Source organism: Amycolatopsis sp. lyj-84, assembly GCF_046549075.1.
Taxonomy (GTDB): domain Bacteria; phylum Actinomycetota; class Actinomycetes; order Mycobacteriales; family Pseudonocardiaceae; genus Amycolatopsis.
Map to the genome: position 1 here is coordinate 439,254 of NZ_JAJPWO010000002.1, position 18,458 is coordinate 457,711.

Sequence of the window (18,458 nt, forward strand, 5' to 3'; positions counted from 1 at the left end):
CAACTAGAGGACTAAATGCGAGGGTGGGTCAGGCTTCGTCTTCTTCCAGCATGTCCGGGGTCACGGCGGATTCGGTGTCCGGGATGCCCTGTTCCTTCGCCTTCTTGTCGGCCATCGCCAGCAGGCGGCGTATGCGGCCGGCGACGGCGTCCTTGGTCATCTGCGGGTCGGACAGCTGGCCCAGCTCTTCGAGCGACGCCTGCCGGTTCGACAGCCGCAGTTTGCCCGCGGCGAGCAGGTGATCCGGGGCGGACTCGCCGAGGATGTCCAGCGCCCGCTCGACCCTGGCCGCCGCCGCGACGGCCGCGCGGGCCGAGCGCCGCAGGTTGGCGTCGTCGAAGTTCGCGAGCCGGTTCGCGGTGGCGCGCACCTCGCGGCGCATCCGCCGCTCTTCCCACGCGAGCACGCTCGTGTGGGCGCCGAGGCGGGTCAGCAGGGCACCGATGGCGTCACCGTCGCGCACGACGACGCGGTCCGCGCCGCGGACCTCGCGCGACTTGGCCTGGATGCCCATCCGCCGGGCGGCGCCGACGAGCGCCAGCGCGGCCTCGGGGCCGGGGCAGGTGACTTCGAGTGACGACGAGCGGCCGGGTTCGGTGAGCGAACCGTGCGCCAGGAACGCGCCACGCCAGGCGGCCTCCGCGTCGGCGACGCCACCGGACACGACGGCGGCGGGCAGTCCGCGCACCGGACGGCCGCGCTGATCGATCAGGCCGGTTTGCCGGGCGAGGCCCTCACCGTCCTTGACCACCCGGACGACGTACCGCGTGCCCTTGCGCAACCCGCTGGAAGAGATGACGTGGACGTCGGACTGGTGTCCGTACAGTTCGTGGATCTCCTTGCGCAGCCGCCTCGCCACCGATCCGGTGTCGAGTTCGGCCTCCACCACGACGCGGCCGGCCACGATGTGCAGCCCGCCCGCGAATCGCAGCATCGACGCGACCTCCGCGCGGCGCGGGCCGATCTTGGTGATCTCAAGCCGGCTCAGCTCGTCCTTCACGGCGGCGGTCATCGCCATCGCTGCCCCTCCATACCTTCAGCTCCTCCCCCGGTGAGACCGAGAGCGTCCCGCATACAGCTCGCGAGCGCATCAGGATCATGCCGCCCCGTCACGACCGGGTCAGCCACCGCCCCCAGCAACGCCCGCGCGCCGAGTTTCCCGGCCGCGTCCCGCAACCGGGCTGGTGAGGGCACCGAGTCCCGATCCGCGATGACCGCGTCCACCCGCAATCGCGGGGCGTGTTCGAAGAGTACGTCCAAATGCTTCTCCGGAGAGAATCCCGCCGTCTCCCCCGGTTGGGGGATCAGATTGAGGATGACCACCTTCGTGGCATCCGTCCGGAGCAGCGCGTCGTGCAGATCCGGCACCAGCAGATGCGGCAGCACACTGGTGAACCACGACCCCGGGCCGAGGAAGACCACGTCCGCGCCGAGCACGGCTTCGATCGCCTCCGGGCATCCGCGCGGCGGCCGGTCGGCCTGTCCTGCCGGGTGCAGGCTGATCCGGTGCACCTGACCGGGCGTGGTCGCCACCGCCACCTGACCGCGGATCCTCCGGAGCGCCTCGGGGTTCTCGACGTCGAGACCCGAAACCTCGCCTTGGATTTCCAGCGGTTCGGGTGACATCGGCAGAACGCGGCCGGAGATGCCCATGAGCCTGCTCGCCTCGTCGAGCGCGGCGACCGGATCGCCGAGCACCTCGAACAATCCGGCCAGCAACAGGTTCCCGACCGCGTGCCCGGCGAGCGCGCCGTCACCGCCGAAGCGGTGCTGGAACACCTCCGCCCACAGGGTTCCGCCATCTTCGGCGGCGAACGCGGCGAAGGCCTGCCGCAGGTCACCCGGCGGCAGCAGCCCCAGTTCCCGGCGCAGTCTGCCCGACGAGCCCCCGTCGTCCGCGACGGTGACCACGGCGGTGACCTGCGAGGTCACCCGGCGCAACGCGGTGAGGGTGGCGTGCAGGCCGTGCCCGCCACCCAGTGCGACCGCTCGCGGCTCACTCGCGGCCAAGGTCGCGGTGCACCACCTTCACGGCCATACCGTCCTCATTGGACAGACGCTGGGCGAGTTCCTCGGAAATGGCGACACTGCGGTGCTTTCCGCCGGTGCAGCCGACGGCCAGCGTCAGGTAGCGCTTGCCCTCGCGCTTGTAGCCCGCGCCGATCAGGCGCAGCAGCTGGTGGTAGCGGTCGAGGAACTCGTCCGCGCCTTCCTGGCTGAGCACGTAGTTGCGGACTTCGCCTTCGAGACCGGTGTGGTCGCGCAGTTCCGGGATCCAGAACGGGTTCGGCAGGAACCGGACGTCCATCACCAGGTCCGCGTCCATCGGCAGGCCGTACTTGTAGCCGAAGGACAGCACGGTGACGCGAGTCTGCGTGCTGGCCTCGGACCCGAAGGCGTCCTCGATCTTGGCGCGCAGGTCGTGCACCGAAAGCGACGACGTGTCGAGCACGAGGTCGGCCTCTTCGCGCAGCGGCTCCAGCAGCGTGCGCTCGGCGGTGATGCCGTCGGCGAGCCTGCCGTCACCCTGCATCGGGTGCCCGCGGCGGACGGCCTCGAACCGGCGCACCAGCACCGCGTCGGTGGCCTGCAGGAACAGCACGCGCGGCTTGTACCCGCGGGCGTCGAGATCCTTGATGACCGACGCCAGGTCGTCGGTGAACGCGCGCGAGCGCACGTCCATCACCACGGCGACCTTGGTGATCGCGCCCCGCGCCTGCGCGCCGAGCTCGACCATGGTGGCGATCAGCTCGGGCGGCAGGTTGTCCACCACGAACCAGCCCAGGTCCTCCAGGCATTTCGCGGCGGTACTGCGGCCTGCTCCGGACAGTCCTGAGACGACCGCGACCTCCATTCCGGAACCGCGGCCTTCTTCTTGCGCACTCACGATGGTCCTTTCCCCGATCACGTACTGGACTCCCCCGCCGTCTGCACCGGCTCCCCTGCCAGCGCCGCGACGACCGCTTCGGCGGTGCGCCTGCCGAAGCCGGGCACCGCCTCGATCTCCTCGAGTCTTGCTTCGCGGAGTTTCTTCACCGAGCCGAAATGCTTGATCAGCGCGGTACGACGAGCTTGCCCCAGTCCCGGCACACCGTCCAATGCGGACACCTGCATCCGCTTGGACCGCTTCTCCCGGTGGTAACGAATGGCGAATCGGTGCGCCTCGTCGCGCAGCCGTTGCAGCAGATACAGCGCGTCCGAGGTGCGCGGCAGGATCACCGGATCGGGATCGCCCGGCAGCCACACTTCTTCCAGCCGCTTCGCCAGGCCGACCACGGCGACATCGGTGACGCCCAGTTCGGAGAGGACGTCCGCGGCCGCGGTGGCCTGCGGGCCCGCGCCGTCGACGACGAGCAGGTTCGGCGCGTAGGCGAACTTGCGCGGCTTACCGGTCTCCGGGTCGATGCCCGGACGATCCGGGTCGACCGCTTCGGCGTTTTCCTTGAGATAACGGGAAAAACGGCGGCGGACGACCTCGGCGATCGACGCGACGTCGCCTTCCTCCGCTGCTTCGCGCAGGGCGAAGCGCCGGTACTCGGACTTGCGCGGGATGCCGTCCTCGAACACCACGAGCGACGCGACCACGTCACTGCCCTGGATATGGCTGATGTCGACGCATTCGATGCGCAGCGGCGCGGTTTCCAGCGCCAGGTAGTCCTGCAGTTCCGCGAGCGCGGCCGACCGCGCGGTGAGGTCACCGGCGCGGCGCAGTTTGTGCTGGGTGAAGGCCTCGCCGGCGTTGCGCGTCACCGTCTCCGCGAGCGCGCGTTTGTCGCCGCGCTGCGGCACCCTCAGGCTCACCCGCGAACCGCGCAGCCCGGAAAGCCACTCGCCGAGCGCTTCCGCGTCGGCGGGCAGTTCGGGGACGAGCACCTCGCGCGGCACCGGCGATCCGAGTTCGGGGTCGTCCGCGCGTTCGGCCTCTTCGCCGTAGAACTGCGTGAGGAAGTGGTCGACGAGGTCCTTGACGTCCATTTCCTCGGCCTTGTCGATCACCCAGCCGCGCTGGCCGCGGACCCGGCCGCCGCGCACGTGGAAGACCTGGACCGCGGCTTCGAGTTCGTCGTGGGCGAAGGCGACGACGTCGGCGTCCGTGCCGTCGCCGAGCACCACCGCCTGCTTCTCCATCGCCCGCCGGAGCGCGCCGAGGTCGTCGCGCAGCCGGGCGGCGCGCTCGAACTCGAGTTCCTCGGACGCGGCCGCCATTTCCTGTTCCAGGCGGCGGATCAGCGCGTCGGTGCGGCCGGCGAGGAAGTCGCAGAAGTCCTCGACGATGCCGCGGTGCTCGTCGGCGGAGACCTTGCCGACGCAGGGCGCGGAACATTTGCCGATGTAGCCGAGCAGGCAGGGCCTGCCGATCTGGCCGTGCCGTTTGAAGACCCCGGCCGAGCAGGTGCGCGCCGGGAAGACGCGGAGCAGCAGGTCGAGCGTTTCGCGGATGGCCCAGGCGTGCGCGTACGGCCCGAAGTACCGCACGCCCTTCTTGCGCGCGCCGCGATAGACGTGCAGGCGCGGGTACTCCTCGTTCATCGTGACGGCGAGCATCGGATAGCTCTTGTCGTCGCGATAACGGACGTTGAACCGCGGGTCGAACTCCTTGATCCAGTTGTACTCGAGCTGGAGCGCCTCGACCTCGGTGCCGACCACGGTCCACTCGACGCTCGCCGCCGTCGTCACCATCTGGCGCGTGCGCGGGTGCAAGCCCGTGATGTCGGCGAAATAGGAGTTCAGCCTGCTGCGGAGGCTTTTCGCCTTGCCGACGTAGATGACCCTCTTCGTGGCGTCACGAAATTTGTACACGCCAGGGGCGTCCGGGATGCTCCCCGGCGAGGGACGGTAGGTGGTCGGGTCAGCCACATCGTCAAGCCTATGGGGCAGCACCGACAGTCTTACGGGCCCCCGCCCTTAGACCGGCTCCGGTCAACCCTTCGAGTGGCCGTTCCCACGATCCGGTAAGTCTTTCGCCACCCATACCGACCTAAGTCGGGTATTCGGCCGGAACCGACGTTCGTTGGTTCCTAGCGGGTGAACAGGGTGATTACTTTCCGTCCCAGTTCCACTTCACTCGGTTCTTCGTCAGATGACGCTCGAAAGGACTCCTGCACCGTGAGCCGTCTTCGTACGCTGGGCGCCGCCACCCTCGCCGCCGCAGCCCTCACCATGACCGCGGGCGCGGTCGCCTCCGCGGGCACCCCCACCGGTGTCCAGCCCAACATCGTGGGCGGCGGCACCGCCCCCACCGTGAGCTGGGGCGCCCAGGTCTACGTCAACACCCCGGGCCGTCAGTGGGACGGGTTCAACTGCTCCGGCAGTGTCATCGCCCAGCGCTGGGTGCTGACCGCCAAGCACTGCCTCGACTCCGACGGCAGCGGCATGCGTGTCCGCGTCGGCAGCAACGCCCTGCAGGGCGGCCGCGTGATCGCCGTCGACCGCAAGGTGTCCTCGCCCGCGGGTTCCGACATCTCGCTGCTTCACCTGGCCTCGGACGCCGGTGTCACGCCGATCACCCTGGCCAGCTCGAACCCGTCGGTCGGGTCGACCAACCAGCTGTACGGCTGGGGCCGTGAGACCCCGACCGGCCCGCCCGCCTCGGCGCTGAAGGTGGCCAACGTCCGCGTCAGCGGCAGCTCGTCCGACGCCTACGGCGGCCCGGCCATCCAGAGCGTCGGCATCAACGGTTCGGCGTGGAAGGGCGACTCGGGCGGCCCCCAGGTCTCCAACGGTGTCCAGGTCGGCGTCGCTTCGACCGTGCAGAACCAGAGCGGCTCGAACACCCGCGGCACCAACAACTACGGCAGCGTCGCTTCGGCCCGCTCCTGGATCCGCACGACCGCCGGGGTCTGACCTCACACCCCGGTGGGGCCCCTCCGAGACGCGACCCGTCTCGGAGGGGCCCTTTCGCGTAGACGTGTCGGTGGTGTGTGGGACGCTCGCGGGCATGCGGATCGCGACCTGGAACGTGAACTCGATCGGGCCCCGGCTGCCGAGGGTGCTGGAGTGGCTCGGCTCGGTACAACCGGACGTCCTGTGCCTGCAGGAACTCAAGAGCGGCACGGACGCCTTCCCGTTCGACGCCGTGCGGGAGGCGGGCTACGAGACGGCCGCGTACGGCATCGGACGCTGGAACGGCGTCGCCATCGTGTCCCGCGTCGGGCTGGAGGACGTCACACGCGGGCTGACCGGCGAGCCCACCTTCGAGGACAAGACCGACGCGCGCGCCATCGGCGCCACCTGCGGCGGGGTGCGGCTGTGGTCGGTGTACGTGCCCAACGGGCGCGACCTCGAGAACCCGCACTACGACTACAAACTCGCCTGGCTCTCGGCGCTGGAGGCGACGGTGCGCGAGGAGCAGTCGCGCGGGCTGCCGTTCGCGGTGCTCGGCGACTTCAACATCGCGCCCGCCGACGCGGACGTCTGGGACATCGGCGTGTTCGCCGAATCGACGCACGTGACCGAACCGGAGCGGAAGGCGCTCGCGGCGCTGCGGGACCTCGGGTTGTCCGACGTGTTCCCGCGGCCGCTGAAGTACGACCACCCGTTCACGTACTGGGACTACCGGGCCGGGAACTTCCCGAACAACAAGGGAATGCGGATCGACCTCGTGTACGCCGACAGCCGGATCGCGGGCGGGGTGACGGATTCCTATGTGGACCGTGACGCGCGGAAGGGGAAGGGTCCCTCGGATCACGCTCCGGTCGTGGTGGATTTCGCGCTTTGAAGGTCCCGAACGCTATGAAAGGCCCGTTACTTGCAAAATTTGCAAGTAACGGGCCTTTCATAGCACGCCGGAGAAGGCGGGAAAGGCGTCAGCCGTTCCACGCCGCCTTGTGCAGCCGCCGCAGCGCCCGCACCGCGGCCACCGCGCGGTCCCGGTCCACCGCCTGCACGGCCATGACCGAGTAGTACTCGTCGTCCGGAAGTTCCAGCCGCGCCCACGAAGCGCCGTCGGGGAAGCTCACCGAAAGCACTTCGCTCCACGCGAACTTCTTGGTCATCAGCACGTTCCGGACCTCGATGCCGTCGGCGTCGGCCTTCACGCGCGCGGTCGCGAACAGCATCGTGCCCGCAGCGAGCAGGACACCGATGCCGATCATCGCCGCTTGGTCGGACGGCTGGAAGATCACGCCGGTGTCCGAGCCGCGCAGCAGGACCGCGACGATCACGAACGTCGCCAGCAGGATCACCGCCAGCACCGAGCACATCACCATGGCGCGGCGGGGCCGCACCACCACGACCTCGGACTCTGTCATCACATCCGCCTCGACGCTCACACGAAGCCCCGCTCGGTCCACGGCTGGCGCAGGTTCCGCAGGGCGTGCGCGGCGTCCAGTGCGGCGACGGTCGCTTCGTAGCCCTTGTCCTCGACGGAGCCGGGCAGGCCGGACCGGTCGAGGGCCTGCTGTTCGGTGTCGCAGGTGAGCACGCCGTTGCCGACCGGGGTGCTCTCGTCGAGCGCCACCCTGGTCAGGCCCGCGGTGACCGCGTCGCAGACGTACTCGAAGTGCGGCGTCCCGCCCCGGACGACCACGCCCAGCGCGACGACGGCGTCGTGGGTGCGGGCGAGTGCCTGGGCGGCGACGGGAAGTTCTACGGCGCCCGCGACGCGGACGACGGTCGGCTCTTCCTCCAGGTCGGCCGCCTTGGCCGCCTCGAGGGCGCGGTCCAGCAGGGCACTCGTGATCTTCGTGTGCCAGCGCGTGGCCACGATCCCGAGCCGGATGTTCTTACAGTCGGACAGGTCGAGTTCGACGTCCGGACGGCCTTCGCCGCTCACCGCGTGCCACCTCCGTTGCCCTGGTCGACCTCGGCGCCGACCTGGTCGTAGTGCTCCAGCTGGGACAGGTCGTGCCCCATCCGGTCCCGCTTGGTCTTGAGGTAGCGCAGGTTCTCCGGGTTCGGCGAGATCGGCAGCGACACCCGGCCGCTGACCCGCAGGCCGTACCCCTCGAGCCCGACGCGCTTGGCCGGGTTGTTCGTCAGCAGTCGCATCGAGCGGACGCCGAGGTCGCACAGGATCTGCGCGCCGGTGCCGTAGTCACGCGCGTCGGCGGGGACGCCGAGCTGCAGGTTCGCGTCGACGGTGTCCGCGCCGGCGTCCTGCAGCTGGTAGGCCTGCAGTTTGTGCAGCAGCCCGATGCCGCGGCCCTCGTGACCGCGGATGTAGAGCACGACGCCGCGGCCTTCCTTGGCGACGGCCTCCAAAGCCGCCTCCAGCTGCGGGCCGCAGTCGCAGCGCAGCGAGCCGAAGACGTCGCCGGTGAGGCATTCGGAGTGCACGCGGACCAGGATGTCCTCGCCGTCGGCGATCTCGCCGTAGACGAACGCGATGTGCTCGATGCCGTCGAGCAGGCTGTCGTACCCGACCGCGCGGAACGTGCCCGCCGCCAGCGGGATCCGCGCCTCGGCGACCCGCTCGACCTGCTTCTCGGTGCGCCGCCGGTACGCGATCAGGTCGGCGATGGTGATCATCTTGAGGTCGTGGTCCGCGGCGAAGACCTCGAGTTCGTCGCGGCGGGCCATGTCGCCCTCGTCCTTCTGCGACACGATCTCGCAGAGCACGCCGGACGGCGAAAGCCCGGCGAGGCGGGCCAGGTCGACGGAGGCTTCGGTGTGCCCGGGCCGCCGCAGGACGCCGCCCTGCTTGGCGCGCAGCGGGACCACGTGACCGGGACGCCGGAAGTCCGACGCCGTGGACGCCGGGTCGGCGAGCAGGCGGACGGTGTGCGAGCGGTCGGCCGCGGAGATGCCGGTGGTGATGCCCTCGGCGGCGTCGACCGTGACGCTGTACGCGGTGCCGCGCTGGTCCTGGTTCGTGTGGTACATCGGCGGCAGGTCGAGCCTGTCCGCCTCGGCCTCGGTCAGCGCCACGCAGACGTACCCCGAGGTGTAGCGCACCATGAAGGCCATCAGCTCCGGCGTGGCCTTCTCCGCGGCGAAGATCAGGTCGCCTTCGTTCTCGCGGTCCTCGTCGTCCACCACGACGACCGGACGGCCCGCCTTGATGTCGGCGATCGCCGCCTCGATGGCATCGGCGTTCACGGCCACCCCGCCTCCACAGGGGGTCAGATCAGCCGACCCCGGAATCGCACTCGTCTCGCTCACGCCCGCTCCTCCGTACCGCCATTGTCCCCCTGCGTGCGCAGGTGCGGCATGGCCAGCTTTTCGACGTACTTGGCGACCACGTCGACCTCGAGATTCACCAGGTCACCCGGCTGATTCCGGCCGAGGGTGGTCAGTTCGAGCGTGGTCGGGATCAGGGCGACGGAGAACTCCTCGTCGGTCACCGCGGCGACCGTGAGGGAGATGCCGTCGACCGCGATCGATCCCTTCTCGACCACGTACCTGGCCAGTCTGCCCGGCAGGGCGAACGAGGTGAGTCCCTGCTCGTCCCGCTTGAGGAAGACGCCGGTTCCGTCCACATGGCCCTGCATGATGTGCCCGCCGAGCCTGCCGCCCGCCGGCGTCGCGCGTTCCAGGTTGACGACGTCGCCGACGTTCACCTTCGCGAGGCTGGAGCGCTGCAGGGTCTCGTGCACGACATCGACGGTAAACTCACCGCCCGCCACCGCGACCACGGTGAGGCACACGCCACTCACCGCGATGGAGTCGCCGTGACCGGCGTCGCTGGTCACCAGCGGCCCCCGTACGGTCAGCCGCGCGGCGTTCGGGACCTGCTCGACCGCGGTGACCTCGCCGAGCTCCTCGACAATGCCGGTGAACACTCCTGCTGCCCTCCTCCTGCGTCGCACCGTCGCTGGAAACGGTGCTCCCCCCATCCAACACCCACTCGGGCCGATTCCTTCTCCTGACCCGATGGCGGATCAAGAGGCGGGATCAGCCGCGGACGCGGGCCGCCTGCTCGCGCAGCGCCGCGACAGCCTTACCAGGGTCTTCGGCGCCGTAGACGGCGGAACCGGCGACGAAGCAGTCCACACCGGCCTCGGCGGCCTGCTCGATCGTGTCGGCGTTGATCCCGCCGTCGATCTCGACGACGAGCTTGAGGTGACCGGTGTCGACCAGGCGCCGCGCGGTGCGCACCTTGTCCAGGACGCTCTCGATGAACGACTGCCCGCCGAAGCCGGGCTCGACCGACATCACCAGCAGCGTGTCGTAGTGCTTGAGGGTGTCGAGGTGGTCCTCGATGGGGGTGTTCGGCTTGATCGACAGGCCGGCCTTCGCCCCGGCGGCGCGGAGGTTCTTCGCGAGCGCGATCGGGTCGTGCGCGGCCTCGACGTGCACGGTGACGTTGTAGGCGCCCGCCTCGGCGTACCCGATGGCCCACTTGTCGGGGTTCTCGATCATCAGGTGGCAGTCGATCGGGACGTCGGTGGCCTTGATCAGCGACTGCACGACGGGCAGGCCGAGGGTCAGGTTCGGCACGAAGTGCGCGTCCATGACGTCGACGTGGACCCAGTCCGCGCGGGTGTCCCCCTCCCCCGCGACGGCGCGGATCTCGTCGCCGAGCCGGGCGAAGTCCGCGGAGAGGATGCTGGGTGCGATCAAAGGTCGGTGAGCCACGCGCCCGAGTGTAGGAGGACGCCGCTAACGCCCGCTAACCGGCTGTGACCGCCGTCGGAGGACTTGAGGATGACGTGAAATGGCACCGCAGTGGGAGGTGCGCGCACGCGGCGCCGAATAGCGTTCCCGTCATGGTCAACCCCTTGAAACCCCTGGTGCGGATCGGCAGCTACCGGAGCGTGCCGTTCGGACTCCTCGGCATGGCGATCACGGCGATCCCGTTCCCGATCGCGATCGTCCCCGCCATCCTCACCCCGGGCGACACGACGGCGAAGATGGTCTACGGCATGCTCGCGATGGGCCTGCTGGTCGCGCTCGCCGGGCTGCCGGGACCGATGCGGCGGGTCGGCATCTGGTTCTCCAACCAGATGCTGGGCACCCGGATCGCCTCGCCCCTGCCGAACACGAAGGTCGCCTGGGCGGAGCGCTGGCGCTCGGCGGGCTGGCTGCTCGTGCACACCGTGCTCGGCTGGGTGCTGTTCGGCCTCGGCTGCTTCCTGTTCCTGGGTGTCGTCCTGGCCCTGGTGTGGGCGGGAGGCGGCGGCAGTCCCATCGCGATCTTCGGCGAGCAGGTGACGATCGAGCCCGGCGTCGCCGGAGCGTGGACGCTGCCGATCGCGTTCTTCACGCTCGTGGTGATCGCGTACGTCCTCGCCGGTTTCACCAAGCTCTTCCAGTACAGCGCGGTCGCGCTGCTGGGACCGTCGGCCGCCGAGCGCGTCGCCGCGGCCGAGGTCCGGGCGAACCACTTCGAGCAGCGCAACCGGCTGGCCCGCGAGCTGCACGACTCCATCGGCCACACGCTGACGACGTCGACCATCCAGGCCGCCGCGGCCGCCGAACTGGTCGATTCCGAACCGCAGCTGGTGCGCAAGGCCTTGGGCACCATCGAGGAGTCGTCACGGGCGGCGCTCGAAGACCTCGACCACGTGCTCGGCCTGCTGCGCGACGACCGGTCGTCCCGCGAACCCGAACGACGCCTCATCGAGGTCGCGACACTGGCCGAGCGGGCTCGATCCGGCGGAGCGGTGATCGACTACGAGCTGACCGGCCCCGCCGCCGAACTGCCCGCGACGCTTTCGCGGGAGGCGTACCGGATCGTCCAAGAAGGACTGACGAACGCGTTGCGCCACGCCCACCCCGGCCCGGTGACCGTGCGGGTCGCGGTCCTCGCCGACGCGCTGCGGATCGAGATCGTGAACCCGCTCATGGAGCAGGCGGTCGTGTCCGGCCGCGGCGGCAACGGGCTGCCGGGGCTCACCGAACGCGTCGAGGCGCTGCGCGGCGAACTCGTCGCGGGGCCCGCCATCGACGGGGAACCGCTGTGGCGCCTGGTCACCACGATCCCGCTACGGTCGCGCTCATGACACTGCGGGTCCTGATCGTCGACGACGAACCGTTGCTGCGCGCCGGATTGCGCTCGCTGCTGGACAACCAGCCCGATCTGACCGTGGTCGGCGAGGCGGGCGACGGCGGCGAGGTGGTCGACCTGGTGCGGCGGACGCATCCCGAGGTGATCCTGATGGACGTCCGCATGCCCGGCGTCGACGGGATCGAGGCGACCCGGCGGGTGCTGGCCGAAGTACCCGAACCGCCGAAGGTCCTCGTGATCACCACGTTCGACAACGACGACTACATCTACGACGCGCTGCTGGCGGGCGCGAGCGGGTTCCTGCTGAAGCGGGCGCGCAAGGAGGAGTTCGCGCACGCCATCCGGACCATCGCCGCCGGGGAGACGCTGCTGTTCCCCGACGCGATCCGGCGGCTGGTCACCGCGCGCCCGGCGGCGTCGGGCCTCGCGCCCCGTCCGTCTTCGCTGACGAAACGGGAGACCGAGGTGCTGCGCCTCATCGCCACCGGGATGTCCAATGTGGACATAGCGGCCGATCTGGTCATCAGCCTCGAAACCGTCAAAACCCACGTGGGCAACATCTTCGGCAAACTGGGCGCCGCCAACCGCAGCCAGGCGGTCGTGTTCGCTTACGAGACAGGCATCGTCGCACCGGGTCACAGCCTGCGCTAGCGGACGGCCGCTGTTCTTCCCGTGTTCACCCGGAAATCCCCGGCCGCACACATGCGCGGTGACTAATGGGACTGCCCTGATCCAGTAATCCCAAGGAGATTTTCGATGGCTTCGCTGTTCACCGGACGGCGCAAATGGCTCGCGGGCGGGGCGCTCGGCGTCACGCTGATCGCGCTGGCGCCCGCCGCGCTCGCCGCCGGCGACGACGCCCGCCTCGCGGCCGCGCAGGGCGACCGCACCCAGGACGTGCGTGCCGCGATCAAGGGCGGCAGCGCCCGCAACGTCATCCTGTTCATCGGCGACGGCATGGGCCAGTCCGAGATCACCTCGGCGCGCAACTACGAACGCGGCGCGGCCGGGCGGCTCGCGATGGACGAACTGCCGCTCACCGGTGACTACACGACGTACGCGGTCGAGAAGAACAACCCGTCGAAGCCCGACTACGTGACCGACTCGGCCGCCTCCGGCACCGGGTGGGCTACCGGCGTGAAGACCTACAACGGCGCGATTTCCGTGGACCCGTACGGCAACGCGGTCCCGTCGATCCTCGAGATCGCCAAGCGTTCGGGGCTGCGCACCGGCGACGTCACCACGGCCGAGGTCCAGGACGCCACCCCAGCGGTGCTCGGCGCGCACGTCGTCAACCGCGACTGCAAGGGCCCCGACGAGACCAGCAAGAAGTGCGCGGCCAACGCCAAGGAGAACGGCGGCGCCGGGTCCATCGCCGAGCAGCTGGTCCAGACCAAGCCGGACGTCCTGCTCGGCGGCGGCGCGAAGTACTTCGACCAGCAGGTGAAGGCCGGGAAGTTCGCCGGCAAGACCGTGCTGGACCAGGCGAAGTCGTCGGGCTACCAGGTGGTGAACACCGCGGCCGACCTCGCCGCGGCCAAGCCCGGCAAGCCGCTGCTCGGCCTGTTCGCCTCCGGCAACCTGCCGGTCAACTGGACCGGCCCGGCCGCCAAGCAGGGCGGCACCCCGCCGACCCGCTGCACCCCGAACCCGGCGCTGCCCAAGACGCAGCCGAAGCTGGCCGACCAGACCCGCAAGGCGATCTCGCTGCTCGACGACCGCCGCAAGGACAAGGGTTTCTTCCTCCAGGTCGAGGGCGCGAGCATCGACAAACAGGACCACGCCGCCGACCCGTGCGGCCAGATCGGTGAGACGATCGACTTCGACCAGGCCGTCGCGGCCGGGCTCGCCTACGCCCGCAGCAACCCCGACACCCTGGTGATCGTCACCGGCGACCACGGCCACACCAGCCAGATCATCGGCAACGGCACGGTCAGCCCCGGCCAGACCGCCACCCTCGTCACCAACGAGGGCGCGAACATGACGATCAACTACGGCACCGGGATGCCGGGTTCGTCGCAGGACCACACCGGCACGCAGATCCGCGTCGCGGGCTACGGACCGCAGGCGGCGAACATCGTCGGCCTGACCAACCAGACCGACCTCTTCGGCACCCTGAAGCGCGCTCTGCGCCTCCGCTGACGAGGTGGGGCAGGCCCCCGTTGAGGGGTGGGGGCCTGCCCCATGGCCGCCAGATCGCGGCCTCCTTAACTTTGAATCATGCGGAAAACCTTGCCAGGTAAGAAGATCGTCGCCATCGGCTCGCTGATCGCACTGCTGGCCACCACCACCGCCGCCCCGGCGCTCGCCGTGACAGGACCGCACGACGAAGTCGACAAGGCACTGAAGACGCTGGTGCAAGACGGGGTCCCGGGCGCGCAGGCGACGGTGACGAGCGCGTCCGGGCGGACGTGGTCGGAGCGCGAAGGCGTCGGGAACGTCGAAACCCGGACACCGTTCCCCCGCGACGCGAAGTTCCGGGCGGCCAGTGTCACCAAGACGTTCGTCGCCGTCGTGATGCTGCAACTGGTGGCCGAAGGAAAGGTCCGGCTGGACACGCCGATCGACCGGTATCTGCCCGGTCTCGTGCGCGGGAACGGCAACGACGGCACCAAGATCACCGTCCGGCAGCTGCTCCAGCACACCAGCGGGCTCTACAACTACGTGCGCGACCTCGACGTCGACGAATGGCGTCATCGCGGCGCCGAACCCGAAGAACTGCTGGCGGTCGGCCTCGCGCATCCGCCGGACTTCGACCCCGGCACGAAGTGGGCGTACTCCAACACGAACTACGTCATCGCCGGGATGCTCATCGAAAAGCTCAGCGGCCGTTCGGTTTCCGCGGAGATCCGGAGCAGGATCGCCAAGCCGCTCGGCCTGCGCGACACCTATCTGCCGCCGCGGGGCGACGAGCGCCTGCCGACGCCGCACGCCAGGGGCTACGCGCCCGGTCTCGTCGACTACACCGAAATGGACCCGTCGCTCGCCGGGGCTTCCGGCGGGATCGTTTCGACCGGTGAAGACCTGAACCGTTTCTACGGCGCACTCACCGATGGCCGTCTTCTGCCCCGGGCACAGCAGGCGGAGCTGCAGCGGACCGTCCCCGCGAACCTGGGCATCCCCGGCGCCGCGTACGGACTCGGGATCGCGTCGGTCCCGCTGTCCTGTGGCGGTACTTTCTGGGGCCACGGCGGGAATCTCCGCGGCTTCGCGAACATCTCGGGGGCGGTTCCGCACGGGAAGCGAGTGAACGTCGTCGCCAACATGGACCCGCTGCCGGACGGGGCGTCCGCGCATCTCGTCAAGGCGCTGGACACGGCGTTCTGCGCTCGCTAAGAGAAGCGGACCTTCCCAAGCGGTCGTGAGCCGTAAGGTGCCGCCCTTTGGCTTCCAACCTCAAGACAGGTGTTGCGAAAGCCACTTTCGCAACGTTGAAGGTTGCGAAAGTGGCTTTCGCAACGTGCCCTGTCGGGTGGCAAGTCCTTGAACAGCGCCTGCCGGTCTCAAGGCCGCCAGTGGTCACCTCGTACGTCACGTGGGCGAGCGCGAGGTGTCGCTGAGGGAGGGGTGTGTGGATTTCCGGTCATCCAACGCACCAGAATCCACACGGTCGGTGCCACTTCTCCCCGATTAGAACGCTAATCGCCACTCACGACCACCTCGAGCTAGGTGCCCCGTACCCGCTAGGGCGAAGGGAGCAGGTCCAGCACGGAAGTCCAGGGCGCGTCCGGAGTGAGCCTCGCGGTGGTGACACCGGCGGAGGCGAGCGTGTCGAGATGGCGTCGCCACGCCGGATGGTGCACCCGCGTGTCCTGGATCTGATACCCCAGGACGATCGTGATCCCCGGCGTGCCGAGGACGTCACCGAGCAGGGTCAGCGCCTGGTTGTCGGCGATGCCCAGCGCCAGTTTCGCCACGGAGTTCGCGGACGCGGGCGCGAATAGGAACACCGAGGGGTCCGGATGCGGCCGGGGCTCGCCCGGCAGCCGGGAGGTGCTGCGGACCGGCAGATCGGTGACCTTCTCCAGGTCACCGATCCCGCCGGTCTTTTCCAGCCAGCGGGCGGCGGTGGGGGTCAGCGTGATCGCGAGCTCCCAGCCGCGGTCCGCGGCCGGTTTCGCGAGCTGCGCGGCGAACCGGGTGTCCAGTCCGCCGCACGAGCTCGCGACCAGGCCGAGGACCCTGGTCACCCGGCGGTTTCCGGCTTCCGCAGGACGGCGCAGAACATCGCGTCGGTGCCGTGGCGGTGCGGCCACAGCTGGACGTACGGGCCGTTGCCGAGCTGCGGGACGTCCGGGAAGAACGGCCGCGCGTCCACGATCTCGGCGCCGGCGCGGCGCGCGGTCTCCCCCACGACGCCTTCGGTCTCGGCCAGATGCGGCGAGCAGACGACGTAGGTGACGATGCCGCCGGGGCGGACCAGGTCCAGCGCCGCGGTGATCAGCTGGCCCTGCAGTTTCGTCAGGTCCGAGATGTCGCTGGGCTGGCGGCGCCAGCGCGCCTCCGGACGGCGGCGCAGCGAGCCGAGCCCGCTGCACGGCGCGTCGACCAGCACGCGGTCGTAGCCCGGTTCGAGGTCGGTCTCGCGGCCGTCGGCGACGTGGATGGTCACCGGAAGCCCCTGGACGGCGTTCTCGATCAGCTTCGCGCGGTGCGGCGCCTTCTCGACGGCGTCCACGGTCGCGCCGCTGATCGACGCGAGCGCGCCCAGCAGCGCGGCCTTGCCGCCCGGTCCGGCGCACAGGTCCAGCCAGCGCTCGTCGGAACCGGTGAGCGGGACCTTGGTGACGGCGACGGCGCACAGCTGGCTGCCCTCGTCCTGGACCGCGGCCAGCTTTTCCTTGATCGGCTCGACATCGCCGGGGTCACCGGAGCCCGCGGGCATCCGGACGCCGTAGGGCGAGTACGGCGCGACGTCGCCGCCGGTGATGGCGGCCAGCTCGTCGGCGCTGATCTCGCCGGGGCGGGCGACCAGGTGCACGTCGGGGCGCTCGTCGTCTGCCTCCAGGGCCGCCTTCAGCTCGGCTCCCTTGTCCCCCAGCGCTTCCGCGAAGGAACGGGCGACCCAGCGCGGGTGCGCGGTCCGCAGCGCGTAGGCACCGATCGAATCGACGGCCTCGTCCGGGGCCAGCTCGTCGAGCCAGGTCTCTTCGTCCTTTTCGGACACCGAGCGCAGCACGGCGTTGACGAAACCCGCGATCCAGGAACCGACTTCGGCGCGAACGAGGTCCACAGTGGACCCGACGGCGGCGTGCTCGGGAATGCGGGTGCGCAACAGCTGGTACGCGCCGAGCCGCAGGCCGTCCAGCACCACGGCGTCGACCTTGGCCAGTGGGCGGTCGACGAGGCAGGCCTCGATGACGGCGTCCAGCATGCCGACCGCGCGGCAGGTGCCGTAGGTCAGTTCGGTGGCCAGCGCGGCGTCCCGGCCGGAGATCCGGCGGTTGCGCAGCAGCTGCGGCAGCACCAAGTTCGCGTACGCGTCCTCTTCACGGACGGCGCGCAGCACGTCGAAGGCGACCTGGCGGGCCGGGTCGATCTGCGGCGGGCGGCTGGGCCCTTCCTTACGCGGGCCCGGACGGCCGCGCTCCGGCCTCGACGGCCGGCGTTCCCTACGCTCGTTCACTGCAGGCGCTCTCCTTGTTCGATCCTCGTACCGCGCGCCCAGTCGGTGGCCGCCATCCGCTTCTTCCCCTGCGCCTGCACTTCACCCAGCCGCACCGGTTTCGACGCCGTGCCGACCAGGACCCGCTTGCGCTCCACGACCATTTCGCCGGGCGGGGGCCCCGGCTCGTCGACGACCGTCACCGGGCCGAGCTTCAGCCGCTCGCCCCGGAACTCCGCCCACGCGCCCGGTTCCGGGCTGACCGCGCGGATCTGCCTGTCGACGGCCGTGCCCGGGTCGGCGAACGAGACGCGCGCGTCCTCGACGGTCACCTTGGGCGCGTAGCTCACGCCGTCCCCGGTCTGCTCGACCGCGCGCAGCGTGCCGTCGGCGATTCCGTCCATCGTGGACACGAGCAACTTCGCCCCGGTCTCCGACAACCTGCCGAGAAGCTCCCCGGCGGTGTCGGTGGCGGCGATCTGCTCGGTGATCACCCCGTAGACGGGGCCCGCGTCGAGTTCCTTGACGATCCGGAACGTAGAGGCGCCGGTGATCTCGTCCCCGGCGCGGATCGCGGCCTGGACCGGCGCGGCGCCACGCCACGCGGGCAGCAGCGAGAAGTGCAGGTTGACCCAGCCGTGCTCCGGGATGTCCAGCGCGGCCTGGGGCAGCAGCGCCCCGTACGCGACGACGGGGCACGCGTCGGGGGCGATCTCCGCGAGCCGGGCGAGGAACGCGGGGTCGCTCGCCTTCGGCGGGGTCAGCACCTCGATCCCGTGCTCGTCGGCCAGCGCGCCGATCGGGGACCGGACGACGCGACGGCCACGGCCCGCCTGGGCGTCCGGACGGGTCACGACGGCGACGACCTCGTGCTGCTCGGACGCGAGGAGCGCGCGCAGCGACGGGACGGCGGGTTCTGGGGTACCGGCGAAGACGAGGCGCATCAACGCACCTCCACCGGGG

18 protein-coding genes are annotated in these 18,458 nt (G+C 70.2%); 6 read left to right on the forward strand and 12 right to left on the reverse strand.

The window, feature by feature from the left end:
- Positions 1 to 28 precede the first annotated feature (28 nt).
- The 4 genes from whiA to uvrC are packed head-to-tail and all read right to left on the reverse strand — an operon-like array spanning position 29 to position 4,857.
- Positions 29 to 1,018, reverse strand: a complete 990-nt coding sequence (whiA, locus tag ACLJRM_RS07035; RefSeq protein ID WP_061980674.1) for a DNA-binding protein WhiA — start codon at positions 1,016 to 1,018, stop codon at positions 29 to 31.
- Positions 1,009 to 2,010 carry a uridine diphosphate-N-acetylglucosamine-binding protein YvcK gene (locus ACLJRM_RS07040; protein ID WP_101606759.1) on the reverse strand — a complete coding sequence of 334 codons (1,002 nt, stop codon included), beginning with the start codon at positions 2,008 to 2,010 and terminating at the stop codon, positions 1,009 to 1,011. The genes whiA and ACLJRM_RS07040 overlap by 10 nt, the downstream gene beginning before the upstream one ends.
- Positions 1,997 to 2,854: an RNase adapter RapZ gene (rapZ, locus tag ACLJRM_RS07045; RefSeq protein WP_101606758.1), complete on the reverse strand. Its 858-nt coding sequence runs from the start codon at positions 2,852 to 2,854 to the stop codon at positions 1,997 to 1,999. Before rapZ ends, ACLJRM_RS07040 begins: the two co-directional genes overlap by 14 nt.
- A 50-nt stretch (positions 2,855 to 2,904) precedes the next feature.
- Positions 2,905 to 4,857 carry an excinuclease ABC subunit UvrC gene (gene uvrC, locus ACLJRM_RS07050; RefSeq protein WP_101606757.1) on the reverse strand — a complete coding sequence of 651 codons (1,953 nt, stop codon included), beginning with the start codon at positions 4,855 to 4,857 and terminating at the stop codon, positions 2,905 to 2,907.
- 249 nt (positions 4,858 to 5,106) lie between these two features.
- Here uvrC and ACLJRM_RS07055 point away from each other — a divergent pair, with 249 nt between their 5' ends.
- Both ACLJRM_RS07055 and ACLJRM_RS07060 read left to right on the forward strand, forming a co-directional pair.
- A complete protein-coding gene (locus tag ACLJRM_RS07055; RefSeq protein ID WP_101606756.1) occupies positions 5,107 to 5,844 on the forward strand; it encodes a S1 family peptidase in 738 nt (245 codons plus the stop codon).
- Between the two features lie 94 nt (positions 5,845 to 5,938).
- Entirely contained in the window at positions 5,939 to 6,718 is a 780-nt protein-coding gene (locus tag ACLJRM_RS07060) for an exodeoxyribonuclease III (protein WP_410605703.1), read from the forward strand.
- A gap of 88 nt (positions 6,719 to 6,806) precedes the next feature.
- On the opposite strand, the gene ACLJRM_RS07065 is transcribed toward ACLJRM_RS07060, so the two are convergent.
- From ACLJRM_RS07065 to rpe, 5 genes are all read right to left on the reverse strand, one after another.
- Positions 6,807 to 7,250 (reverse strand): PH domain-containing protein, encoded by a 444-nt coding sequence (locus ACLJRM_RS07065; RefSeq protein WP_410662603.1) that lies wholly within the window; start codon positions 7,248 to 7,250, stop codon positions 6,807 to 6,809.
- A 17-nt stretch (positions 7,251 to 7,267) separates the two neighbouring features.
- Positions 7,268 to 7,774: a 6,7-dimethyl-8-ribityllumazine synthase gene (ribH, locus tag ACLJRM_RS07070; protein ID WP_101606755.1), complete on the reverse strand. Its 507-nt coding sequence runs from the start codon at positions 7,772 to 7,774 to the stop codon at positions 7,268 to 7,270.
- Positions 7,771 to 9,045: a bifunctional 3,4-dihydroxy-2-butanone-4-phosphate synthase/GTP cyclohydrolase II gene (locus tag ACLJRM_RS07075; RefSeq protein WP_174720533.1), complete on the reverse strand. Its 1,275-nt coding sequence runs from the start codon at positions 9,043 to 9,045 to the stop codon at positions 7,771 to 7,773. The genes ribH and ACLJRM_RS07075 overlap by 4 nt, the downstream gene beginning before the upstream one ends.
- Positions 9,046 to 9,098: 53 nt before the next feature.
- Positions 9,099 to 9,722, reverse strand: a complete 624-nt coding sequence (locus ACLJRM_RS07080) for a riboflavin synthase (RefSeq protein WP_101606753.1) — start codon at positions 9,720 to 9,722, stop codon at positions 9,099 to 9,101.
- A 112-nt stretch (positions 9,723 to 9,834) separates the two neighbouring features.
- Positions 9,835 to 10,503 (reverse strand): ribulose-phosphate 3-epimerase, encoded by a 669-nt coding sequence (gene rpe, locus ACLJRM_RS07085; protein ID WP_101606752.1) that lies wholly within the window; start codon positions 10,501 to 10,503, stop codon positions 9,835 to 9,837.
- Positions 10,504 to 10,649: 146 nt separating this feature from the next.
- Between rpe and ACLJRM_RS07090 the strand changes: the two genes are divergently transcribed.
- From ACLJRM_RS07090 to ACLJRM_RS07105, 4 genes are all read left to right on the forward strand, one after another.
- A complete protein-coding gene (locus tag ACLJRM_RS07090; RefSeq protein ID WP_410662604.1) occupies positions 10,650 to 11,885 on the forward strand; it encodes a sensor histidine kinase in 1,236 nt (411 codons plus the stop codon).
- Entirely contained in the window at positions 11,882 to 12,541 is a 660-nt protein-coding gene (locus ACLJRM_RS07095) for a response regulator (RefSeq protein WP_410605700.1), read from the forward strand. The genes ACLJRM_RS07090 and ACLJRM_RS07095 overlap by 4 nt, the downstream gene beginning before the upstream one ends.
- Before the next feature lie 105 nt (positions 12,542 to 12,646).
- The gene (gene phoA, locus ACLJRM_RS07100) at positions 12,647 to 14,032 is read left to right on the forward strand and encodes an alkaline phosphatase (RefSeq protein ID WP_101606749.1); all 1,386 of its coding nucleotides are present in this window, start codon (positions 12,647 to 12,649) and stop codon (positions 14,030 to 14,032) included.
- A gap of 78 nt (positions 14,033 to 14,110) precedes the next feature.
- The gene (locus tag ACLJRM_RS07105; protein ID WP_410662605.1) at positions 14,111 to 15,226 is read left to right on the forward strand and encodes a serine hydrolase domain-containing protein; all 1,116 of its coding nucleotides are present in this window, start codon (positions 14,111 to 14,113) and stop codon (positions 15,224 to 15,226) included.
- Between the two features lie 347 nt (positions 15,227 to 15,573).
- Here ACLJRM_RS07105 and ACLJRM_RS07110 read toward each other — a convergent pair whose 3' ends face one another.
- From ACLJRM_RS07110 to fmt, 3 genes are read right to left on the reverse strand one after another with little or no spacing between them, the layout of a single operon-like run.
- Entirely contained in the window at positions 15,574 to 16,080 is a 507-nt protein-coding gene (locus tag ACLJRM_RS07110) for a flavoprotein (protein WP_410662606.1), read from the reverse strand.
- Positions 16,077 to 17,516, reverse strand: a complete 1,440-nt coding sequence (locus ACLJRM_RS07115) for an RsmB/NOP family class I SAM-dependent RNA methyltransferase (RefSeq protein WP_101606746.1) — start codon at positions 17,514 to 17,516, stop codon at positions 16,077 to 16,079. Before ACLJRM_RS07115 ends, ACLJRM_RS07110 begins: the two co-directional genes overlap by 4 nt.
- Entirely contained in the window at positions 17,513 to 18,439 is a 927-nt protein-coding gene (fmt, locus tag ACLJRM_RS07120; RefSeq protein WP_101606745.1) for a methionyl-tRNA formyltransferase, read from the reverse strand. The genes ACLJRM_RS07115 and fmt overlap by 4 nt, the downstream gene beginning before the upstream one ends.
- Positions 18,440 to 18,458 lie beyond the last annotated feature (19 nt).